The organism is Nonomuraea sp. NPDC049709, assembly GCF_040674815.1.
Lineage (GTDB): Bacteria > Actinomycetota > Actinomycetes > Streptosporangiales > Streptosporangiaceae > Nonomuraea.
This window is the reverse complement of the sequence record NZ_JBFANM010000138.1, coordinates 1-17,725: the sequence shown is the minus strand read 5'-3', so window position 1 is coordinate 17,725 and position 17,725 is coordinate 1. Positions and strand designations below refer to the sequence as shown.

The following is a 17,725-nucleotide window of genomic DNA, read 5'->3' as shown; positions in this document are numbered from 1 at the left end:
CCCCTGATTATTCCCGCGTGTTTGTTCAATCTGGTCAATCTCCCCTCCTCTTGCTAGGTGGCCTTGCCGGCCGGGGTTTGGGTTGGGTGGCCCCACAAAAATCCGGCGGCCCCACCAACCCTCATGCTTTGCCGCTATGCGCCAGTTCCGTCGTTGTGGTTCAGGCGGTGGCTGGCGCCAGGAGCAATTGGCCGGAGGCGCTCCCGCCGGCAGGACTGAGCGACAGTGACGTTCTCGAACGAGCTCTCCGTGGATGCGTAAAGCCCGACGCCGCCGCTGCGGACAACGGTGTCGCGACCCTTCAGGACCTGAACGCCGTTCAACGTCACGGTGATGCGGTCGCCGTGAATCGCCGCACCCAGTCGCACGGGACCTGTCAACGGGTTGCTGATGGATGCCGTGGCCACTGTGACGGGACCCGACGCGTGAGCCTCGCGGATGATGCTCGCGTACTGGGTTCCGTTGCCCGTCTTGCCGACGTGGATCCGATACCCGTACGCGTCCGTGGTGTCTCGCAGCGAGACTCCTGCGTTACCGACGGATCCGTCGATCGTGACCGTGGTCTCCACGACATAGTCGCACGCCTCGGAGAAGCGCGTCGGCAGGGTCGAGTCGGCCAGTACGTGCGCCCGGCCACCGGCAGGCGGCGTGAGGTGCAACTTGCCCGAGGCGACGGACACAGACCCTGTCATTCCTCGCCAACTGGCCTGATCGAGCCCTTCCCTGATCACGATGTTGTCGAAGGTCGCGGCCCGCCGATGCGTAAAGGCGGCGGCACCGCCCGTCGGCAGCTGTCCGTCGTCCGCGGAGATCGACGTATCGCCGACTTTGGCGCTCAGATGCCTCCCGATCGCGGATACGACCAGCTTGTGCGGGACGTTGGCGCCGATCGGCAGTGCGGTCTCCGCGAGAACCGTGGTCGTCGAGTTGTATATCTTCACGAGCTGCAGGGTCGCTCCCGACGTGGAGTTGAGCACTTCGGCCCGGTAGTAGTTGCGGGAATCGTGGTAGCGGAACGCGAGACCGGTACGGGCCGTCGTCTGGCCGCGTGCCCCGGGAACGATGTCCGCGGCCATGACCACGTCATCGGGTACGTCCTGCAGCGCCGCGAACGACACCATGTCCGCAGTCGAGGTCTGTGCCAGCTGCGTGTCCGGCTGTGCGCCGGTCAGCGCCCAGGTCCCCTGGACCGGCGTCCAGCCGCCGAAGGATCCGTTGAAGTCATAGACGTCACGGTCCAGGCCGGCATCGTCGAACTCGTCGTTGAGCACGGGTGCCGGGGCAAAGTGTTCCTCGACCGACACGGTAATGAGGTCGCCCGCGCGGGTGAACGCGATCGGGGTGTTGTTCACCGTCACCGCGTTCGCGTTCGGCGCGTTGATGGAGAGCGTGCCGGTGAACGGGTCCCCAAGCGAGATCCGGGCGGTCGAGCCGCGCAGTTCCACACTGATGTCGGACACCGGTGCGGATGCGCTGATAACGGTGTTGTCTTGGTCGATCAGCGACGACCCTCGGGTCAGCGCGTACCTGGTAAGCCCGCCGCCCGAAGCACGCTCGAGGTACGCGGTCTCGGCGTTGGTCGTGGCGGCCCCGAACGCCCTCGACGAGGGAGTCGCCTCGCGCGAAAGGTAGAAGCGTCCGGTCGCGTCCGGCAGGGCGATCTCCATCGCCGTCGCCACGGAGTGTCTCACCCCGGGCATGGCGATGCGCTTCGCCGTCACCGAGGGCGCCGCGCCGGCCTTGCCGGGAACCACGACCGTGTCCAGTCCCGTCGGCCCGGTGGAGGACCAGTCGTACGACAGGTAGTCGACGTTGGTGAGTACCTGCTCGCCGACGCGTACGGCGCCATCCTCGTGGACCCTGGGGGTTACCGCGGCGCCGGCCGTTGCCACCGGGATGAGCCGCACGCCGGCAACGGGTGCGGCTCCGGGCACGGTGTCGAACCCGACCGTGGCGACCTTCGTGGTCGGATTGACGGTCACCGGATCCCCGGGGAAGTGCCAGAGCTGCCGGTAGTTGTGCGCGGCGGTGTCACCGGTGAGGTCGTCGGAGACGATCCAGAAGCCGGGCCTGACGAAGTAGACCGCGCGATCGTGCGCGACCGGCCGGTAGCCCATCGCCGCACCGCGGTAGATGTCGAGGCCCGCGTTCGAGCGCCACAGCGACGTTGTGCGGGGGACGCCGGCGGTCTGCGGGAGTCCGTCGACCTCGATGGTGTTGTGCGCCTCGGTCGTGCGGCGCATCCAGTCGTTCGTCGGAGTCGCGCTGTAGTCCCCCACCCCGGAGTCGACGATCAGCGGACGCCCGTACGCCGCCATCACCAAGCTGAGGTCGTCCGGATGCCGATGCGAGGCAGTGTAACTGGAATTCTGGTTGTTGATCAGCATGTACCGGGCATCGGCGTCCCACCCGGAACGCTGAACCGCGAAGCTGATCGGAAACACCGTGGACGACAGCGTCGGGGCGGTCCCATCCGTTCGGCCGGAGGCGACCCAGGTGAAATCGGGCCAGGAGTTGCGTACACCGCTCCTGCGAATGGCCGACGTACCCGCGTAGTTGTTCGGCGTGTCGCCAATCGCCGCGGGTTCAAGATTCGGCTGGCGGGTCGCGAACAGCGAATCCGCGATCCAGTCTGCCGCCTGGACGAGATAATCGGGAACGGTTCGCCCGTTGGCATCCGCGACTGCTATGACGGAGTTGAGCATGTCTGCCACGTATGCCTGATAGTTGAACGCCGGCTCGCGGTACACACCGTCGCCCTTCAGGTACGCGCGCAGGAACCGCTCGGCCGAGCGCACCGCGAACCACTCCCAGCCGGGCGATGACGAGAACTCGGGCAGAAACACGGCTGCCGCGTGGACGGAGCGGGCCATCGACACGTACCAGTTGTTGCCGACATGTATCTGCATCACGCCGACGAGGAAGTCCGTCGTGGCGTGCACGCCGGACAGGTACGCCACGAGATCGCTCCCGTCGATGCCAGGATCGGTCCGGAACACGGAAAACGCGCTGACCAGCTGGGCGAGCCGCTTGGCTGCCGACAGGTTGCGGCCCTGCGGCCAGCTCTGATTGTCGGCGAAGAAGTCCAGCGAGATGTCCATCCACGCCGCCGCGTACGCCGCACGCTTTGCCGGGTCACTCTCGGACACGTAAGCGAATGCCAGTTTGGGCATGAACGTGAAGTCGCTCATCAAAGTCTGCGCGCTGCCCGGGGTGGTCTGCGTCCCACCCCAAAGGTCCTGCCAGTCGATGTCGATCCGCTGCTCGGCGCTGTTGTAGAAGTTGCGGGTCTCGGCGCCGAACCGGAAGATCCCCGCCGCGAGCTCGTCGGGGCCCGAGTCGCCACCGCCCAGGCCCTCGGCCGGAGCCGGGTACCGGACGTCGGCGCGGCCCGCGTAATACACCTTGAGCTCGCTCGCGGCGCCCGCTTCATCACCGGCGGCCAGTTTGGCCGCCACCGCGCGGAGCCCCGGGCGCGTCAGGTCGAGCAGCCCGCCGAGATCCGACATGTCGGCGACGGCGGCACTGCCCGGCGACAGAACCGCCGCCACCAGAGCCAGCACGACCGCCGCACGGGCCCGACCACGCGTGTACCAACGTAACTTGCTCCGTCTCACCACTGTCTTCTCCCTAACCCGTGAGAATGTTGGCTGAGTCCACGTCAACCACCCGCCTGCTCCTCGTACTCGGCCTTGACCTTGTTGCCCACCCGGTCCATGAACTTCTTGATGGCCGGCTGCCACGCCGAGACGGGCTTGTTCCCCAGCTGGATCTCCAGCAGCACCGAGTCCAGTTCCTGCTGCTCGCTGGCAGCCTTGCTGGCGGCGGTCTCCGAGTACAGCCCGAGGGTCGGGTCCGCGACGGCAAGCGGGACGCCGACGACCTGGTGGTCGTGCTGGTCCTGTACGGCCTGGCGGTTGCCCGGCTCGTAGATGACGGGCGATGCTTCGGCGAGGTACCGCACCGGCAGGAATACCTGGCTGCGCCCGCTGTCGGTGAGGGTCGGGTCGGAGCCGTTGCGGGTGAACGTCTGGCCCTCGACGCCGTACCGGAGGGCCAGGTACTCGCTGCTGCCGAAGGGTGAGCACAACCAGTCGAGGACCTTGAGGATCTGCTTGATCCGGTCGGCGTTGTCGGTCTTGGCTACAGCGGTGAAACTGGACAGGGTCGGGCCGGGCGTGCGTACCTGCGTCCCTGTGCCGTCGCGGGTGGGCGAGAGCATGCCGGTCAGGCGGAAGCCGGGCACGTCTTTCGCCTGGCCGTAAAACTTGCCCCACCCGGCGTACCCGCCGATGGTGAACGCGGTCGTGCCGGCCAGCATCCACGCGTTGCGCTTCGTGTTGGGCGCGCCCGCGTGGTCGGGATGTATCACCCCCGACTTCACCAGCTCGACGGTGTCCTCGAGGGCCTGCATGAACTGCGGTGTCGTCCCGGAGTGGGTGAAGACGCCACCTTCGGCCCGCCAGACGCCGGCGCCGCCGGGCCAGTTGCCGGTGATCCCGTTCATCTCAAGGACCGTGTTGAACGGGATCTGTCCGAACGCCCACCGACCGGCCCGCTCGTCGGTCAGCGCGACCGCCATCTCCTTGAACTCGGCCCACGAATTGGGCTGGAGGCTGAGTCCTGCCTTGGCCAGCAGGTCGGCCCGGGTGTACAACACGGTGCCGATCCGTGCCCGCGGCACGGGGATGCCCCAGATCCGCTGGTCGTAGACGGTGCTGCGCCAGGCATCGGTGGGCAGGGCGGCGAGGTTCGGGTAGGCGAGGACCGCGTCCCCGGACAGGTACTCGGTGAGGTCGGTGAATGCCGCCTTCAACATGGCCGGCATCTGCTGGACAACGCCCTGGATAGCCACAATGTCGGGCAGATCGCCACCGGCGATGGTCGTGGCGACCTTGCTCTTGTAGTCAGTCGAGGGGACGTACGTGATCTTCAGTTCGGTGCCGAGTTTGCTGTTGAGGTTCTGCCAGTAGGGGTTCGAGCCGAGCGCGGGGGCGATCGGGTCGTAGGTGTACGTCAGTGCCGTGATGGCTTCGCCCTGCACCGGTTGTGATGCGGCGCTGGAGGCGGTCGGGTAGGTGAAGTATCCCGGCGACACCCCGGCCGGCTCGGCGGCCAGGCCGGGCGTGGCCGCGGTGACGGGCTTGTAGGTGGGCAGCTTGACCGACCCGGTCGAGCTGTTCGGCGAACTCGGGCTGCCGTCGCCGCAGGCCCCGAGCAGCGGGGCCAGCCCCGTTGCCGCGCCGAGTGCCAGGACGTGGCGGCGGCTGAAGGTGGGTGCCATGACGTCTCCTTGCCACATTGCGTGGACGACCGGTCAGCCCTTGACGGCGCCGACCATGAGTCCTTTGGCGAAGTGCTTTTGGATGAAGGGGTAGATGAACAGGATGGGCAGGACGGAGATGACGAGAATCGCCATCTGGACGGAGATTTGTGGTGGCAGGTTCTCCAGGTTCGAGCTGAGCTGGTCGGACCCGATCGGGGTGTTGTTGACGACGTAGGTGCGCAGCACCAGTTGCAGCGGCCACTTTTCCGACGACTGGAGGTACAACATCGCGGAGAAGAAGGCGTTCCAGTACGCCACTGCGTAGAACAGCCCGATCACGGAGACGACCGCCTTCGACAGTGGCAGGACGATCCGCAGCAGGATGCGCATCTCCCCGGCACCGTCCATATAGGCGCTTTCCCGCAGCTCGCGTGGGATTTCCTGGAAGAACGCCCGCATGACGATGACGTTGAACGCGTTCACCAGCACCGGCAGGATCAGTGCCAGGTAGCTGTCCAGCAGGCCAAGCTGTTTGACCGTCAGGTACATCGGGATGATGCCCGGGTTGAACAGCAGGGTGAACACCGTCATCAGCAGGATCGGCTTTTGCAGCAACGAACCTGGCCGCGACAGCGCGTACGCCAGAGCGATCGTGGTGACGAGGCTGAGTGCCGTGCCGACCACGGTGATGCCGGCGCTCACCAGTAGCGCACGGGTGACGATTCCTCCGGACAGGACGGCCCGGTAGGAGTCCAGCGTGGGTTCGTTCGTCCACAGCACGAACCCGCCCGCCCTGTTGATCTCCTCCGGGGAGGCGATGCTGGTCATGAGCACCGCCCAGAACGGAACCAAAACCGCCAGGCAGCCCAGGCCGAGCACGAGTCCCCGCGCACCGAACCCCAGCTTGCTGGGCTCGCCCATCCAGACCGGACGCTGGCTGCGGCCCGAGCGTGGCCGCCGCGGCCCTGTGCCCGCGGCGGGGCGCGCCACGGACACCGCAGTCGGCACAGGTCGGCTCGTCACTTGGCGTACACCCCCTGCTCGCCCAGGGCGTGGGCCAACCGGTTGGCGCCGAGCACGAGCGCGACACCGACAATGCCTTTGATCAGCCCCACCGCGGCCGCGGTGCCCCAGTCGCCGCCGACGATCCCGTGGTTGTAGACGTAGGTGTCGAGTACTTCGCTGGCACCGGCACCGACCTGTGCCTGCTGCAGGATGATCTGCTCGAACCCGACGGACAGCGAGTCACCGAGCCGCAGAATCAGCAGCAGGACGATCACCGGGCGGATGTAGGGCAGGGTCACGTGCCACAGGCGGCGAGCCGCCGAGGCGCCGTCCACCACCGCGGCCTCCATCTGCGCCGGATCCACTCTGGACAGTGCGGCGAGGAAGATGATTGTCGACCAGCCGGTGTCCTTCCAGATCACCTGTGATGTGATCATGAGTTTGAACAACTCGGGTACGCCGACGATGTGGAACGTGGACAGGTCGGCCGAGCGCAGCCAGGCGTTGAGCATCCCGCCGTTGCCGAACATCTGCTGGAACAGGGCGACCACGATGACCCAGGACAGGAAGTGCGGCATGTAGAGGATCGACTGGGTGAGGCGTTTGAGCCGTTCGCTGATGGTCGCGTTCAGGATCAACGCGAGGCAGATCGGCAGCGGGAACACGAAGACCACCTGGATCAGCGTGATGATCAGTGTGTTGACGAGTGCGTTGAGGAACACCGGGTCGCCGGTGAGCACCGGCTCGAAGTTGTCCAGCCCGACGTACGGGCTGTGCCAGATTCCGAGGAACGGCTGGAAGTCCTGGAACGCGATGATGTTCCCGCCGAGCGGCAGATAGTGGAACAGCAGCAGCGCCGTGACCCCGGGAAGCGCCAGCAGCAGCAGGACCCGGTCGCGCCGCCAGCGGTCGCGCAGGCTACGCATCGCCGGTCTCCACCGGTGCTGGCAGGCCGATGGGCCGGCCCGCGACGCAGGCTTGCACCGCCGCCCGCAGCCGGTCGTCGGCATTGGCCGCGACCCTCCTGCTCCGGGCGACCGCGGGCGCCGGGTCGGTGGCGATGTCGGTGACCGCCGCGACGACCGTCGCCGCGGCACGATGGTCGAGCTCGATCACCAGGTCTGGGGCGCCGAGGTCGGCGAACATCTGAGATTTCGTGGTCTCGGTCGGCTGCCGAAGGTAGACGGTCGGGATCGCATGTCGTGCGGCCAGGATCGGCGAATGACACTCCATGCTGACCACCAGCGACGAGACGGCGTAGACCCCGGTCGCCTCCTCCAGCGGCCAGTACCGGTCCAGGAGCCGGACCTGACCGAGCGTCTGTGGACTGAGCAGGCTGGGAAGCTGCTCGTGAGCGAGCTCGACGGCATAGCTCATCTCGGGCACCACGACGGCCGGCAGGCCGCTGACGCGTACCCAGGTCTCGATCGCCGCCGCCAGCACCGCCAGGTCGTGCGTCACGGTGGCCCGGTTGACCGCGTCGCGCCGCATCTGCTCGCGGGTCGGTTCCGTGCCGTAGATCTTCGCATAGGGGGCGTAGCGCAGCCGCGGAACGAAGCAGGCGAACCGACCGGGCTGCAGGCCGAAACCCTCCAGCAGGCGAGCGGCGGCGACGGCGTCAGTGTGGTCGAACGCGAACGTGCCATCCGGCCCGAAGGCGAGGTCGGGCCCGGTTATCTTCTGGCCGCGCAGGGTGGCCAGGGTCAGCGTTTCGCGGCAGTACACGAAGTCGGCGCTGTCGAAACGGTCCTTGACGTCGTCCTCGAGATAGGACGGTGGGAGCAGATCGACCATCTGTGCCAGCTCCGGCAGCGTCGCCATGGTCGGTGGGCACAGCGGATCCACGGTGACCCCGAAGTACCCATACGGGCGGCCCACGTGCTCGCGCCACCAATCGATCTCGGTGCTCTGGAAGGCGTCGGCGCCCGATCCGTGCATCAGGACGTCCGCGCCGTCGATGGCGGCGGCCAACTCCGGGGTGCTCGGCCCGTCCCCGCCGAGAGTGCCATCGACGACTCGCACGTCGGGAAACGCGTGCCGCAGCATGGATCGTTCGCGCTCCTCCAGCCGCACCGGCCAGAGGATGACCTCGACCTCGGGGGCGAACCGCTGAAACGCCCGCACCACGCCAGGGGAGTGAGCCACGTCGCCGATGTTCACCGTCGCCCAGGAGGACCGCAGGAGGACGGTGCGACGTGTCGATGTCATATGTGCTCCTTGTTGACGTAACGTTAATTCAAAATAGGGATGGTGAGACGTTACGTCAAGAACCGAGTAGGCTTGCACCATGGCAACGCAACGTGACGTCGCACGGGCGGCTGGGGTGTCGCTCGCCGTGGTGTCGGCGGTGGTCAACGGCACGAGCCACACCCGGATGAGGGAATCCACCCGCACCCGGGTGCTCCAGGCGATGGAGCAATTGGGCTACCAGCCGAACCAGACGGCGCGCTCGCTGCGGCTCAACCAAACCGACATGATCGCGATGATCCTCAACAAGATCGACAACCCGGTCTACGGGCCGCTGCGGCATGGGGTCCATGAGGCGGCGGCGGAGCACGGCGCGACGGTCCTGCTGGGCGATGCCGAGACGATGCGCTCCGGCAGCCAGTTCCTGACCCGGCTGCTCAGCCAGGGCACGGTCGACGGTATCTTGATCCGCGGCGAAGGACTGCTGGACGACGACGTGATGGCCGAACTCCGCTCCCACCCCAAGCCGATCCTCGTCCTGGAACATGCACTGGACCATCCCTGGATCGACGTAGACGATCGCCGCGCGGGCGAGATCGCGACGCGGTTCCTGGTCAACCTCGGCCACCGCCACATCGTCTTCGTCGGGGGTTCGGGATACCTCTCCCAGCAGCGCTACCTGGGCTACCAGCAGGCGATGGACGCCGCCGGCCTGACACCGGCTCCGCACCTGGACACCGGGTTCGGTGAGCAGGCCGGCGCCGACGGGCTCCGGCAGGCCATGCAGGCGCCAACCGCGCCGACCGCCATCGTCGTCAACAACATCATGAGCGCGGTCGGGGTCCTGGCCGCCGCACGCGACCTCGGCATCGCCATCCCCGACCAGCTGTCGGTGGTCGGCATCCACGACGTCGACCTGATGCAACACCTGCGCCCGGCCGTCACCGCAGTCCGGATGCCCATGTACCAACTCGGCCGGGCCGGCGTCGAGGCGCTTTACGACCTGATCGCGGGGCGGCCAAGCGCAGGCGGTGTCATCACCGACCCCGAACCCGAACTGGTGATCCGCGACTCAGCGACCGCTCTGACCCGGATCCGCGATTAGCGTTCGCATGATCGCCCGCGGCTCATATCGATTGTCGTCAGCCTATGTGATGGGGCCCGGGTGGCCATGATCGGTGGCGCTGTAACTGCGGGCATGCTGCTGCAGGGTGAGGTGCCCAGCAGATCGGCTCTGGCTTGCGGCGTTGTCGCGCCTGATCCACCGCCGCCGGTGGGCGGAGGTGTTCCCGGTCACCCCGGCGACGATCCTGCGTTGGCATCGCAGTCTCGTGGCGCGTAAGTGGACCTTCACGGACAGGCGGCGTCCGGGACGGCCCTGCACCCGCCAACCGGTCAAGGCGCTGATTGTGCGGATGGCGCGGGAGAACCCGACCTGGGGACACCGGAGAATCCCAGGCGAGTTGGCCCGGCTGGGCTACCACATCGCGGTCTCCACGGTGTGGGAGATCCCGCACACCGCCGGTATCGATCCGGCACCCCGCCGAGCCGGGCCGGCCTGGCGGCAGTTCCTGACCGCTCAAGCCCACGCGATCCTCGCCTGTGACTTCCTCGTGGTCGAGACGATCATGCTCAAACGGCTCTACGTGCTGATCTTTATCGAGCACGGCACCCGACGCCTGCACCTGGCCGGAGTAACCGCACACCCGGCCGGAGCATGGACGGCCCAGCAAGCCCGTAACCTGGCGATGGACCTGGGCGACCGCATCACCCGGCTACGGTTCCTGATCCACGATCGGGATCCGCTCCTCACCTCGGCGTTCAGGGAGGTCTTCACAGCTGAAGGGCTGCAGATCATCACCACGCTGCCGCGGACACCGAGGATGAACGCCATCTGCGAGCGCGTCATCGGCACGCTGCGCCGTGAACTCCTGGAGCGGATTCTGATCCTCAACGAACGCCACCTGGCCCGCGTGCTCCAGAAGTATCTGATCCACTACAACCGGCACCGGCCGCACCAGTCCCGGCAGCAACGTCCCCCGGCTATCGCAGCTCAGCCCGCTCACGACGTGACCGACCTCCACGGCCAGCGGATCGTCCGCCGACAACCCGTCGTTGCCGGCATGATCAACGAATACCACCACGCCGCTTAACCGCAGCTCAGAACCGGTAACTCAATATTCGAGCGGCACAGCGAATCACCGACCTGAACATACGCCGACGAGACCGACTCGGCGGCATCCTCCCCGAATACTCACATGCCGCTTGACCTGCACGGATGGAATTATCGGCAGGCGCAGGGTCGGCCGCTCGCGAGCTCGGGGACGTATTTGTAGATCATGGAGCGGCCGACGCCGAGCAGGCGGGCGATGGAGGAGACGGTGTTCTCCGGCCCGGTGAGCAGGTCGCGGGCGTGCCTGATTTGCTCTGCCGTCATCGCCGGCGGGCGTCCCAGGCGCCGGAAACGAGTCAGGGCTCGCACCCTGTATAGGTGCGAGCCCTGATGTAGCGCCAATTTTGTCAGGCGGCAACGATGTTCTCGGCCTGCGGGCCCTTCTGGCCCTGGGTGACATCGAAGGCCACCTTCTGGCCCTCGCGCAGCTCGCGGTAGCCGCCCTGAGAGACGATGTTGGAGTAGTGCGCGAAGACGTCGGCGCCGCCGCCGTCCTGCTCGATGAAGCCGAAGCCCTTTTCCGCGTTGAACCACTTCACGGTGCCAGAAGCCATGATGATCTCCTCTTGATAGGTGCAAAAGCCGAAATCCGCATCGCACGAATTCCGCGTCGCCGAGATAGGCCCACACCCGGAGAAGACCGGCAACAAAAAATGCACCTGAGGCTACATACCGTCAGGTGCACACAAGTTCTTATGGGTACCACAACTGCAACTACACTCAATCTAGCACACGTGCAGGCGTGGTATGCCCACCCCGGCCGTTATCCGCCTGGATGAGTCGCATTTCTGGGCGGCGCCGCGAGTCCGGGTGCCGTGTCGGTCGGACCGGAGCGCCGGGGTGAACAGGCGTCCTTGGGCCAGAAGGATCCCGGCCAGGCTGGCGAAACTCCAGCTGTCGCGCTGCCCGGCATGGGCGGCGCGCCACAGCCCGGCGATGGGCCAGCGTGCTCCAGCAACCGCGGTGCACGCCGCCCGGCTCATGAGGCCGGCTCCTCCTGGACAAGTGCGGTGAGCGCGCGTTCGCGCTCCAGATCGCGCTGCTCCTGCACCGCATCAGGGGTGCGGGGCGGCATCCGGGTTAAGGCCACCCGGACGCGGTGTCCGGTGTCGGGCTTGAGCCGCCAGTTGGCCAGAGCGGGGCTGTCCAGGCTGACCTCCCAGACGTCAAACGGCGCGGCGAGGTAGGCGGAGATGGACCCTTCGACAGTGGCGGCGGTCGTCGGGTCGGTCAGGTCGTCGAAATGCGTGGCGAGCCTCTGGACCACCTGGCGGGCGTAGCGAGCGTAGTCGGCGGCGCGTGGCGAGCCCAATCCGGCGGATCATGGTTCGGCCTCACCTGGCAAGGTCAGCCCGTCGCCGGGCGACGTCGACGAGGCGGCGGCCGTCACCTCGCTAGCCGAATACCGCCGCATGATCAAGAAGTGACGGCTGTTGCCAAGCACCGTAGGTCACTGCTCGTCTTGGTAGAAGCGGTCCACCCAGCTCTCCAGCAGAGCGCCGAATTCGGCCTCTGCGACGCCCAGGAGCTCGTTGGGGTTGTTCGGCGGGGAAAGATCGAAGTTCTCATTCAGCCATTCGAGATAGTCCCCATGGCGTGGGCTGGGATTGTCGTCAGGGTCGGGCTCCATGAACTGGGCCCCCTCCCAGGATGGCCACTGCCACCAGTCACATCCGAGTTGCCGGAACAGGTCTCGGAGGTTGCTGGCGACGACACATATTCCCCCCTCGTCCCCGAAAACCACCACCGGCAAAGCGGCCAGGTCCTCACGGTCGTCGACGCGCCAGAACGCATAGTCCGAACCGGATCTATTGGCGCGGGCGAAGCACAAGAAGCTGTCAACGAACTCTTGCTCGTCCGAGTAGGTCTCGGCGCCGCTGGGCCTGCCGAACTCGACGAGCTCGAACCCGTTGGCGTAGTACTCGCTTCCACATCGCTCTTCGAACTCCTTGAGACTGTTGAGTTCCGGAACGGGAGAGTAAGCGTCACTCACGGGCTACTCCGAAGCGGTCGAAAGATCATTGGGGATCCGATGAACGGTATCGTCCCTGGTACCGGCCCGCTGCCGTTTCTGCGCTCCACGCGGCCTGAGGGCAGGCCCGAGCGTTGTGCTCACCACCCGACCTCGCTCCGCTATTACGCGGTGATCATCTATACCGTCCACCACTCAGGAGCGGGGCTTCGGCCGCGGCGTCCCGTACCGTACCTCTGCGGTAACGAGGACAGGGGCAGATGCCGTTCCTTGTTGCCCTTGCCGACGACGCGCACCATGCCCGCGGTCAAGGGCTCGTAGTCGTCCATCGCCAGGCTGGCCGCCGCGCTGGCCGGGCTCGGCCTCCTCGATGACGCCCTTGCCCTGGACCTGCGCAAGCCCCAGGACTACTTCCAGCGCGTCTGGACCACCGCCTTCCGAGCCTCCGACCTCGCCGAGGCAGGCCGACCCGAGCACGACGAGTACGACGGGGCGAGTACGACGGCTACCGCGTACGGCCACAGCACCATGTGGTCGTTGATGGTGGCCTTTGCGTTCCTGGTGCACGTGGCGCACGCGATGCCACGGCCGAGTCGATCCGCGGGAATCGGGCCGCCCAGTCCTCAGCGAACACCTCGTGAAGGTCCGTGCTCATCCCCCGCGGCCTGCACGTGCGCGCCGAACCCGGACTGCTCTCCGGCATGGACCTGGCCAGCGATGCACAGCCGTGGTGTCGCCCTCGTCGAGCGGGCGGGCGCGGACACTGGAGCCGTCTGCTGCCGATGGCCGCGCTCCGCCCCGTGAGTTGCCGCTCCGGTGCGACGGCCACCGGCCGTCGGCGGTGCGCTTGACCGGCGTGGCCTGCGAGAGCGATGCCAACGAGCCGTCGACGACGGCGAAGTGCCTCCGGAGACCAATCCGGGGCTACTGGTCGCTCTCCGGAGAACCGCCCGGCGTTCCTCCTTGCGCGGTAGCGGGCACCGCCGAACGGTGGACAGGCCAACCGTTTCCGGACCGGTCGGCCTGCTTCGCTTCCCCGGTCCACGGCCGAAGCGTCGCTCTCCGCCGACTGGCCCCACGACGGCATCAGGGACTGCGGCGTCGGGTCATGATCATCGTGGCGTGCGGCGCCAGGGACTGCTCGCCCCGTGAGCCGGGGCCAGGCGTGGAGGACGGTGAGCACCTGGCCGTCCTCCACCGGCATCGCGTGGAAGCGGAGGCTGATCATGCCCAGCTCCGGGTGTCGGAATTTCCATGAGTTTGGCGTCGCCCCAGCCGTCCGCGACACCGGTCGCCATTGTCGTCGAGGCATACGCCAGTTCCATGACCGGCAGCCCGCCACCAGTTCCATGGCAGCACCGCGGCTCCGTCAACCGGCCGAGTTCACGGAAGTGCTGCGACCACCTCCACCTCGACCAGCAGGCCGGGCTCGGCCAGGGAGACCACCTCTACCAGGGTGCTGGCCGGGCAAGACGTGACGCCTTGGCGGAGCGGGGCGAGGATGCCGGGCAGCAGCTCCGGCCGGTAGCCGACCACGTAGATCGTCTCTTTGACGATGTGCTCGCGCCCGGTCCCGGCGGCGGCCAGCGCGAGGCCGATGGCGGCCGCGATGCGTTCGGCCTGCGCGCCGTGGTCGTCGCCGCTGATCCGGCCGGCCTCGTCCCAGGCGACCTGCCCCGACAGGAACACCAGCCCCGCCCGCTCCACGACCACGCAATGGCTGAGACCACCGGGGATCCGCACCAGCCCGTCCGGATCGAGCCGCCGCACCCCCGTCATGCCGGCCCCACCCAGTGCGACACCGCGTCCCGCTCCTCCGCGAGCGGCCCGGCCCAGGCGAGGTGCCCATCAGGCCGTACGAGCACGGCTTCGGCACCCGCCAGCTCCGCCGTCGGCTCCCAGGCCGTGGCAGTGACCGTGGCCACCCGATCGTCCAGGCCGACGGGCGGATCGGCAGACGGGCCAGCGAACGAATCCGCGGGCGGGCCTGACCGGACGGCTGCGCGGAGGAGGAGAAAGCGCCCGTCGTGCAGGAGCTCGTACAGGCGCTCGGCCCCGGGCCGCTCCGCGACGCTGACGGGCAGGTCGGGCACCCGGATCCCGGCCAGGGTGCCGTAGCCGGTGAGGGTCGCCGGGACGGAGGCGGCCGAGGGGCCGTACCCGGTGCCGATCGCCGAGACGGAGGCGGCCAGGCGCCGGTTGACCTCGCCGATCCCGAGCAGACCGTCCAGCATTTCGCGCAGCGCCATGGCGGGCCGCCGGTACTGCGGCACCAGCGTCAGTTCCATGAGCAGCGCCTGCACCTCGGTGTTGGCGGTTACGCCGGCACCGACCGGGCGGCGTTCGGCATCGTAGGAGTCCAACAGCCCCTCCGGTGCCCACCCCTTGACCTGGGCGGCGAGCTTCCACCCCAGATTCATCGCGTCCTGCAGCCCGGTGTTGAGCCCCTGCCCGGCGGCCGGGAAGTGCACGTGGGCGGCGTCCCCCGCCACCAGGATCCGCCCCTCCCGGTAGCGCCCGGCCTGGCGGGTGGCGTTGCCGAAACGCGACAACCAGCGCGGCTCGGCGATCCCGAAGTCCGTGCCGGCGATGCTGGTCAGCGATCGACGGAACTCCTCGTACGTCACCGGCTCCCCCGACGGCACCCGCATCCGTTCCGGATCGACGATCACGAACCGAGTCAGCCCGCCCTCCATCGGCACCGCCAGCACACCGTGCTCTCCGGCGGCCCGCACGGCGCCGGGGCCGGTGACGGCGAAGTCGCCGAGCATGCCGGTCAGCGTCTCGTCGCTGCCGTCGAACGGGATGCCCGCCGCCTGCCTGACGAGGCTACGCCCGCCGTCGCAGCCCACGACGTAGGAGGCCCGCAGTGTCTCACCACCGGAGGTCTCGACGACGACGGCGTCGGGTTCCTGCCGGACGGCGGTGACCACGCACCGCCGGACGATCTCGGCGCCGAGCTCGCGGGCGCGGGCGTCGAGCAGTTCCTCGGTACGGGCCTGCTCCAGGAACAGCGTGTACCCGTGCCGGGTGTCGAGCGCGGTGAAGTCGAGCCGGGTGTCCAGGCCCGCGAAGTGCCACCCAGGCACCGTACGGCCACAGGCCAGGAACCGGCCGGCGATGCCCCGCAGGTCCATGACCTCGATGCTGCGCGGGTGCAGGGTGAGCGCCCGGGACTGCCGGGTGGGCGTTTCGTTGCGTTCCAGAACGCGGACCCGTACCCCGGCCAGGGCCAGCTCCGCGGCCAGCAGCAGCCCGGTGGGCCCAGCGCCTGCCACGATCACGTCGGCGTGCAAGGTTGCCCCTCTCAATTAAATGAACATCGTTCATAAAATGACGTTCACTAGTATTGCCAGGCATGGGAACGACGTCAACCGCACAGCGCGGCCGGGGCCGCCCTCGCAAGATGGCCGTGCCGGAAGCGGTCACCACCGCCCTGCGCCTGGTGAACGAGGAAGGCCTCGACGCGCTGACCATGCGCCGCCTGGCCACCGCGCTCGACGTTCAGGCGGGCACGCTCTACCGGCACTTCGCCACCAAGCAGGCACTGCTCGCGGCCATGGCGGAGGAACTGCTGGCCGGCTGCGCGGGTCCGCTCCCCCACGGCCTCACCTGGCAGGGACAACTCGCCGAACTGGCCGGTCGCCTGCGTACGGCGCTCCTGGCCCACCGCGACGGCGCCCGCGTCTACGCCGGCACCCACTCCGTCGGCCCCAACACGCTGGGCTTCGCCGACACCCTCGTGGGCGTGCTGCTCGAAACGGGCCTCTCCGCCGAAGCGGCCACCCGGGCCATGTTCACCATCATCAACTTCACCGTCGGGCACACGCTGGAGGAGCAGGCCGCCCGCGAACTCACCGGCTCCGACCTGCCCGTCGCGCTGCTCATGCTGCACACGGCCCTGGACCCACGCGTCTACCCGAACCTGGCCGCCGCCGAGCCCACACTGACCGGCACCGACTTCGACGGCCACTTCGCCCACGGCCTGAACCTGCTACTCAGGGGCCTCGCCGACCCGTCCCCCGCCGAGCCGGAACTGAACCTTTGACGCAGCTGACGCCGACGCCCGGCACCTGCCCGAACTCGGCGGCCCAGGAGATGAGCTGCTCATGGCCGCCCCGATCGGCAGCGACGCTGATGCTGGCCACGCGGCCGACACACTGGCGGGCTTCCTCCAGGCGCTCCTGTGGAGGCGCCTGCCGAGGCCCCGGCCAGTTCGGACTTCGGCGCTCACCCCAAGAGGTGTACGGGCGGCTTCGAGCAGTTCTTGCAGGCCATTGACCCCGACGCCGTCGGCGATGTCCGCGCCGTCCGGGCCGTCTGGGCCGATGCCGTCGCGGCCCCCGAGTGGGAGGGCCCGCCGGTGTGGGTGCACGGTGACCTCCATCCCGCCAATGTCGTCGTCTCGAACGGAACCTGGCGGCCGAACGAACTACGGGCATCAGCCAAACCCCTCCCCGACGCCCCAGTGTTCGACGTCTTGGAAACCAAGTGGATCGATCCCACCGGATGTCTCGGCGACCTCATGGCCGTCATCAAGGGCTTCCCCTACTCCGACGACCTGGTCGAGCCGTCACCTTGTACCCGCCGCCCGAAGGGGCGCCAAAGACCGAAGACGAGTGGATGGCCTTGCCGGAGGACTCTCCCTATCGCGAGGGACCCGAGATCGAGGAACTCTCGGTGAGCGCACGGGACACACTCGCCGAGGTCGATGATGCCCGGCTACCCGAAGTGGCCCAGCAATGGATGAACGAACATCCCTCAAGCCTCGACGGTGACCACGTGCTCGACCTAGTCAAGGAGTTCGTCGCGCTGGCGCGGAGAGCCAAGGAGAGCGACCAACTGCTCTACTGCTGGTGGATCCCCGGCTAGTCAACATCCTTTCCAGATGCCGAAGGTGGCAACACGATCAAGACAGCTCACCGACTGGCGCGACGGTATGCGTTCCACCGCCCGTACACCGCCAAACGGCGATCCCATGCTCCGGTTCGGCACGTAAGCCACGACCGTGCGTGGCGCAGACAGGCCAGCTGGTCGGGGTGCGTGAGTGGCTCCGCGGGTTTCGCCCGTAATGTCCCCGAGGCGGTTGGGGCGGGCCGTCGCATGACGCTGCGGGGGCGCC

The 17,725-nt window shown here is 67.8% G+C and carries 16 protein-coding genes; 5 read left to right on the top strand and 11 right to left on the bottom strand.

What is annotated here, in order from left to right:
* Positions 1-134 precede the first annotated feature (134 nt).
* From AB0J69_RS58840 to AB0J69_RS58820, 5 genes are all read right to left on the bottom strand, one after another.
* Complete coding sequence (locus AB0J69_RS58840) at positions 135-3,563, bottom strand: alginate lyase family protein (RefSeq protein WP_364137498.1); 3,429 nt, start codon at positions 3,561-3,563, stop codon at positions 135-137.
* A gap of 98 nt (positions 3,564-3,661) precedes the next feature.
* Entirely contained in the window at positions 3,662-5,284 is a 1,623-nt protein-coding gene (locus AB0J69_RS58835) for an extracellular solute-binding protein (RefSeq protein ID WP_364137496.1), read from the bottom strand.
* Positions 5,285-5,317: 33 nt separating this feature from the next.
* Positions 5,318-6,187, bottom strand: a complete 870-nt coding sequence (locus AB0J69_RS58830; protein ID WP_364137494.1) for a carbohydrate ABC transporter permease — start codon at positions 6,185-6,187, stop codon at positions 5,318-5,320.
* 98 nt (positions 6,188-6,285) lie between these two features.
* The gene (locus AB0J69_RS58825) at positions 6,286-7,197 is read right to left on the bottom strand and encodes an ABC transporter permease subunit (protein ID WP_347779519.1); all 912 of its coding nucleotides are present in this window, start codon (positions 7,195-7,197) and stop codon (positions 6,286-6,288) included.
* Entirely contained in the window at positions 7,190-8,479 is a 1,290-nt protein-coding gene (locus tag AB0J69_RS58820) for a polysaccharide pyruvyl transferase family protein (protein WP_364137491.1), read from the bottom strand. Before AB0J69_RS58820 ends, AB0J69_RS58825 begins: the two co-directional genes overlap by 8 nt.
* Before the next feature lie 79 nt (positions 8,480-8,558).
* Here AB0J69_RS58820 and AB0J69_RS58815 point away from each other — a divergent pair, with 79 nt between their 5' ends.
* Both AB0J69_RS58815 and AB0J69_RS58810 read left to right on the top strand, forming a co-directional pair.
* Complete coding sequence (locus AB0J69_RS58815; protein WP_364137489.1) at positions 8,559-9,563, top strand: LacI family DNA-binding transcriptional regulator; 1,005 nt, start codon at positions 8,559-8,561, stop codon at positions 9,561-9,563.
* 310 nt (positions 9,564-9,873) lie between these two features.
* A complete protein-coding gene (locus tag AB0J69_RS58810) occupies positions 9,874-10,611 on the top strand; it encodes an integrase core domain-containing protein (RefSeq protein ID WP_364137500.1) in 738 nt (245 codons plus the stop codon).
* Positions 10,612-10,742: 131 nt separating this feature from the next.
* On the opposite strand, the gene AB0J69_RS58805 is transcribed toward AB0J69_RS58810, so the two are convergent.
* The 6 genes from AB0J69_RS58805 to AB0J69_RS58780 form a co-directional block, all read right to left on the bottom strand.
* Complete coding sequence (locus AB0J69_RS58805; protein WP_364137487.1) at positions 10,743-10,940, bottom strand: helix-turn-helix domain-containing protein; 198 nt, start codon at positions 10,938-10,940, stop codon at positions 10,743-10,745.
* 38 nt (positions 10,941-10,978) lie between these two features.
* A complete protein-coding gene (locus tag AB0J69_RS58800; RefSeq protein ID WP_061253952.1) occupies positions 10,979-11,185 on the bottom strand; it encodes a cold-shock protein in 207 nt (68 codons plus the stop codon).
* 425 nt (positions 11,186-11,610) lie between these two features.
* Positions 11,611-11,943: a hypothetical protein gene (locus AB0J69_RS58795; protein ID WP_364137484.1), complete on the bottom strand. Its 333-nt coding sequence runs from the start codon at positions 11,941-11,943 to the stop codon at positions 11,611-11,613.
* A 138-nt stretch (positions 11,944-12,081) separates the two neighbouring features.
* Positions 12,082-12,624 carry a hypothetical protein gene (locus AB0J69_RS58790; RefSeq protein ID WP_364137482.1) on the bottom strand — a complete coding sequence of 181 codons (543 nt, stop codon included), beginning with the start codon at positions 12,622-12,624 and terminating at the stop codon, positions 12,082-12,084.
* A gap of 1,362 nt (positions 12,625-13,986) precedes the next feature.
* A complete protein-coding gene (locus tag AB0J69_RS58785) occupies positions 13,987-14,382 on the bottom strand; it encodes a RidA family protein (RefSeq protein WP_364137480.1) in 396 nt (131 codons plus the stop codon).
* Entirely contained in the window at positions 14,379-15,899 is a 1,521-nt protein-coding gene (locus AB0J69_RS58780; RefSeq protein WP_364137478.1) for an FAD-dependent monooxygenase, read from the bottom strand. The genes AB0J69_RS58785 and AB0J69_RS58780 overlap by 4 nt, the downstream gene beginning before the upstream one ends.
* Positions 15,900-15,961: 62 nt before the next feature.
* On the opposite strand from AB0J69_RS58780, the gene AB0J69_RS58775 reads away from it, so the two are divergent.
* The 3 genes from AB0J69_RS58775 (at position 15,962) to AB0J69_RS58765 (ending at position 17,475) form a co-directional block, all read left to right on the top strand.
* On the top strand, positions 15,962-16,651 hold the full coding sequence (locus AB0J69_RS58775; RefSeq protein WP_364137476.1) for a TetR/AcrR family transcriptional regulator: 690 nt from the start codon (positions 15,962-15,964) through the stop codon (positions 16,649-16,651).
* Between the two features lie 138 nt (positions 16,652-16,789).
* Positions 16,790-17,287 carry a phosphotransferase gene (locus AB0J69_RS58770; protein ID WP_364137474.1) on the top strand — a complete coding sequence of 166 codons (498 nt, stop codon included), beginning with the start codon at positions 16,790-16,792 and terminating at the stop codon, positions 17,285-17,287.
* On the top strand, positions 17,227-17,475 hold the full coding sequence (locus AB0J69_RS58765; protein WP_364137502.1) for a hypothetical protein: 249 nt from the start codon (positions 17,227-17,229) through the stop codon (positions 17,473-17,475). The genes AB0J69_RS58770 and AB0J69_RS58765 overlap by 61 nt, the downstream gene beginning before the upstream one ends.
* Positions 17,476-17,725 lie beyond the last annotated feature (250 nt).

Excerpts from the sequence above, each read along its gene's own strand:
- AB0J69_RS58835 (WP_364137496.1), bottom strand. The coding sequence starts at position 5,284 with ATGGCACCCACCTTCAGCCGCCGCCACGTCCTGGCACTCGGCGCGGCA.
- AB0J69_RS58830 (WP_364137494.1), bottom strand. The coding sequence starts at position 6,187 with ATGGGCGAGCCCAGCAAGCTGGGGTTCGGTGCGCGGGGACTCGTGCTC.
- AB0J69_RS58825 (WP_347779519.1), bottom strand. The coding sequence starts at position 7,197 with ATGCGTAGCCTGCGCGACCGCTGGCGGCGCGACCGGGTCCTGCTGCTG.
- AB0J69_RS58820 (WP_364137491.1), bottom strand. The coding sequence starts at position 8,479 with ATGACATCGACACGTCGCACCGTCCTCCTGCGGTCCTCCTGGGCGACG.
- AB0J69_RS58815 (WP_364137489.1), top strand. The coding sequence starts at position 8,559 with ATGGCAACGCAACGTGACGTCGCACGGGCGGCTGGGGTGTCGCTCGCC.
- AB0J69_RS58810 (WP_364137500.1), top strand. The coding sequence starts at position 9,874 with ATGGCGCGGGAGAACCCGACCTGGGGACACCGGAGAATCCCAGGCGAG.
- AB0J69_RS58800 (WP_061253952.1), bottom strand. The coding sequence starts at position 11,185 with ATGGCTTCTGGCACCGTGAAGTGGTTCAACGCGGAAAAGGGCTTCGGC.
- AB0J69_RS58785 (WP_364137480.1), bottom strand. The coding sequence starts at position 14,382 with ATGACGGGGGTGCGGCGGCTCGATCCGGACGGGCTGGTGCGGATCCCC.
- AB0J69_RS58775 (WP_364137476.1), top strand. The coding sequence starts at position 15,962 with ATGGGAACGACGTCAACCGCACAGCGCGGCCGGGGCCGCCCTCGCAAG.
- AB0J69_RS58765 (WP_364137502.1), top strand. The coding sequence starts at position 17,227 with ATGGCCTTGCCGGAGGACTCTCCCTATCGCGAGGGACCCGAGATCGAG.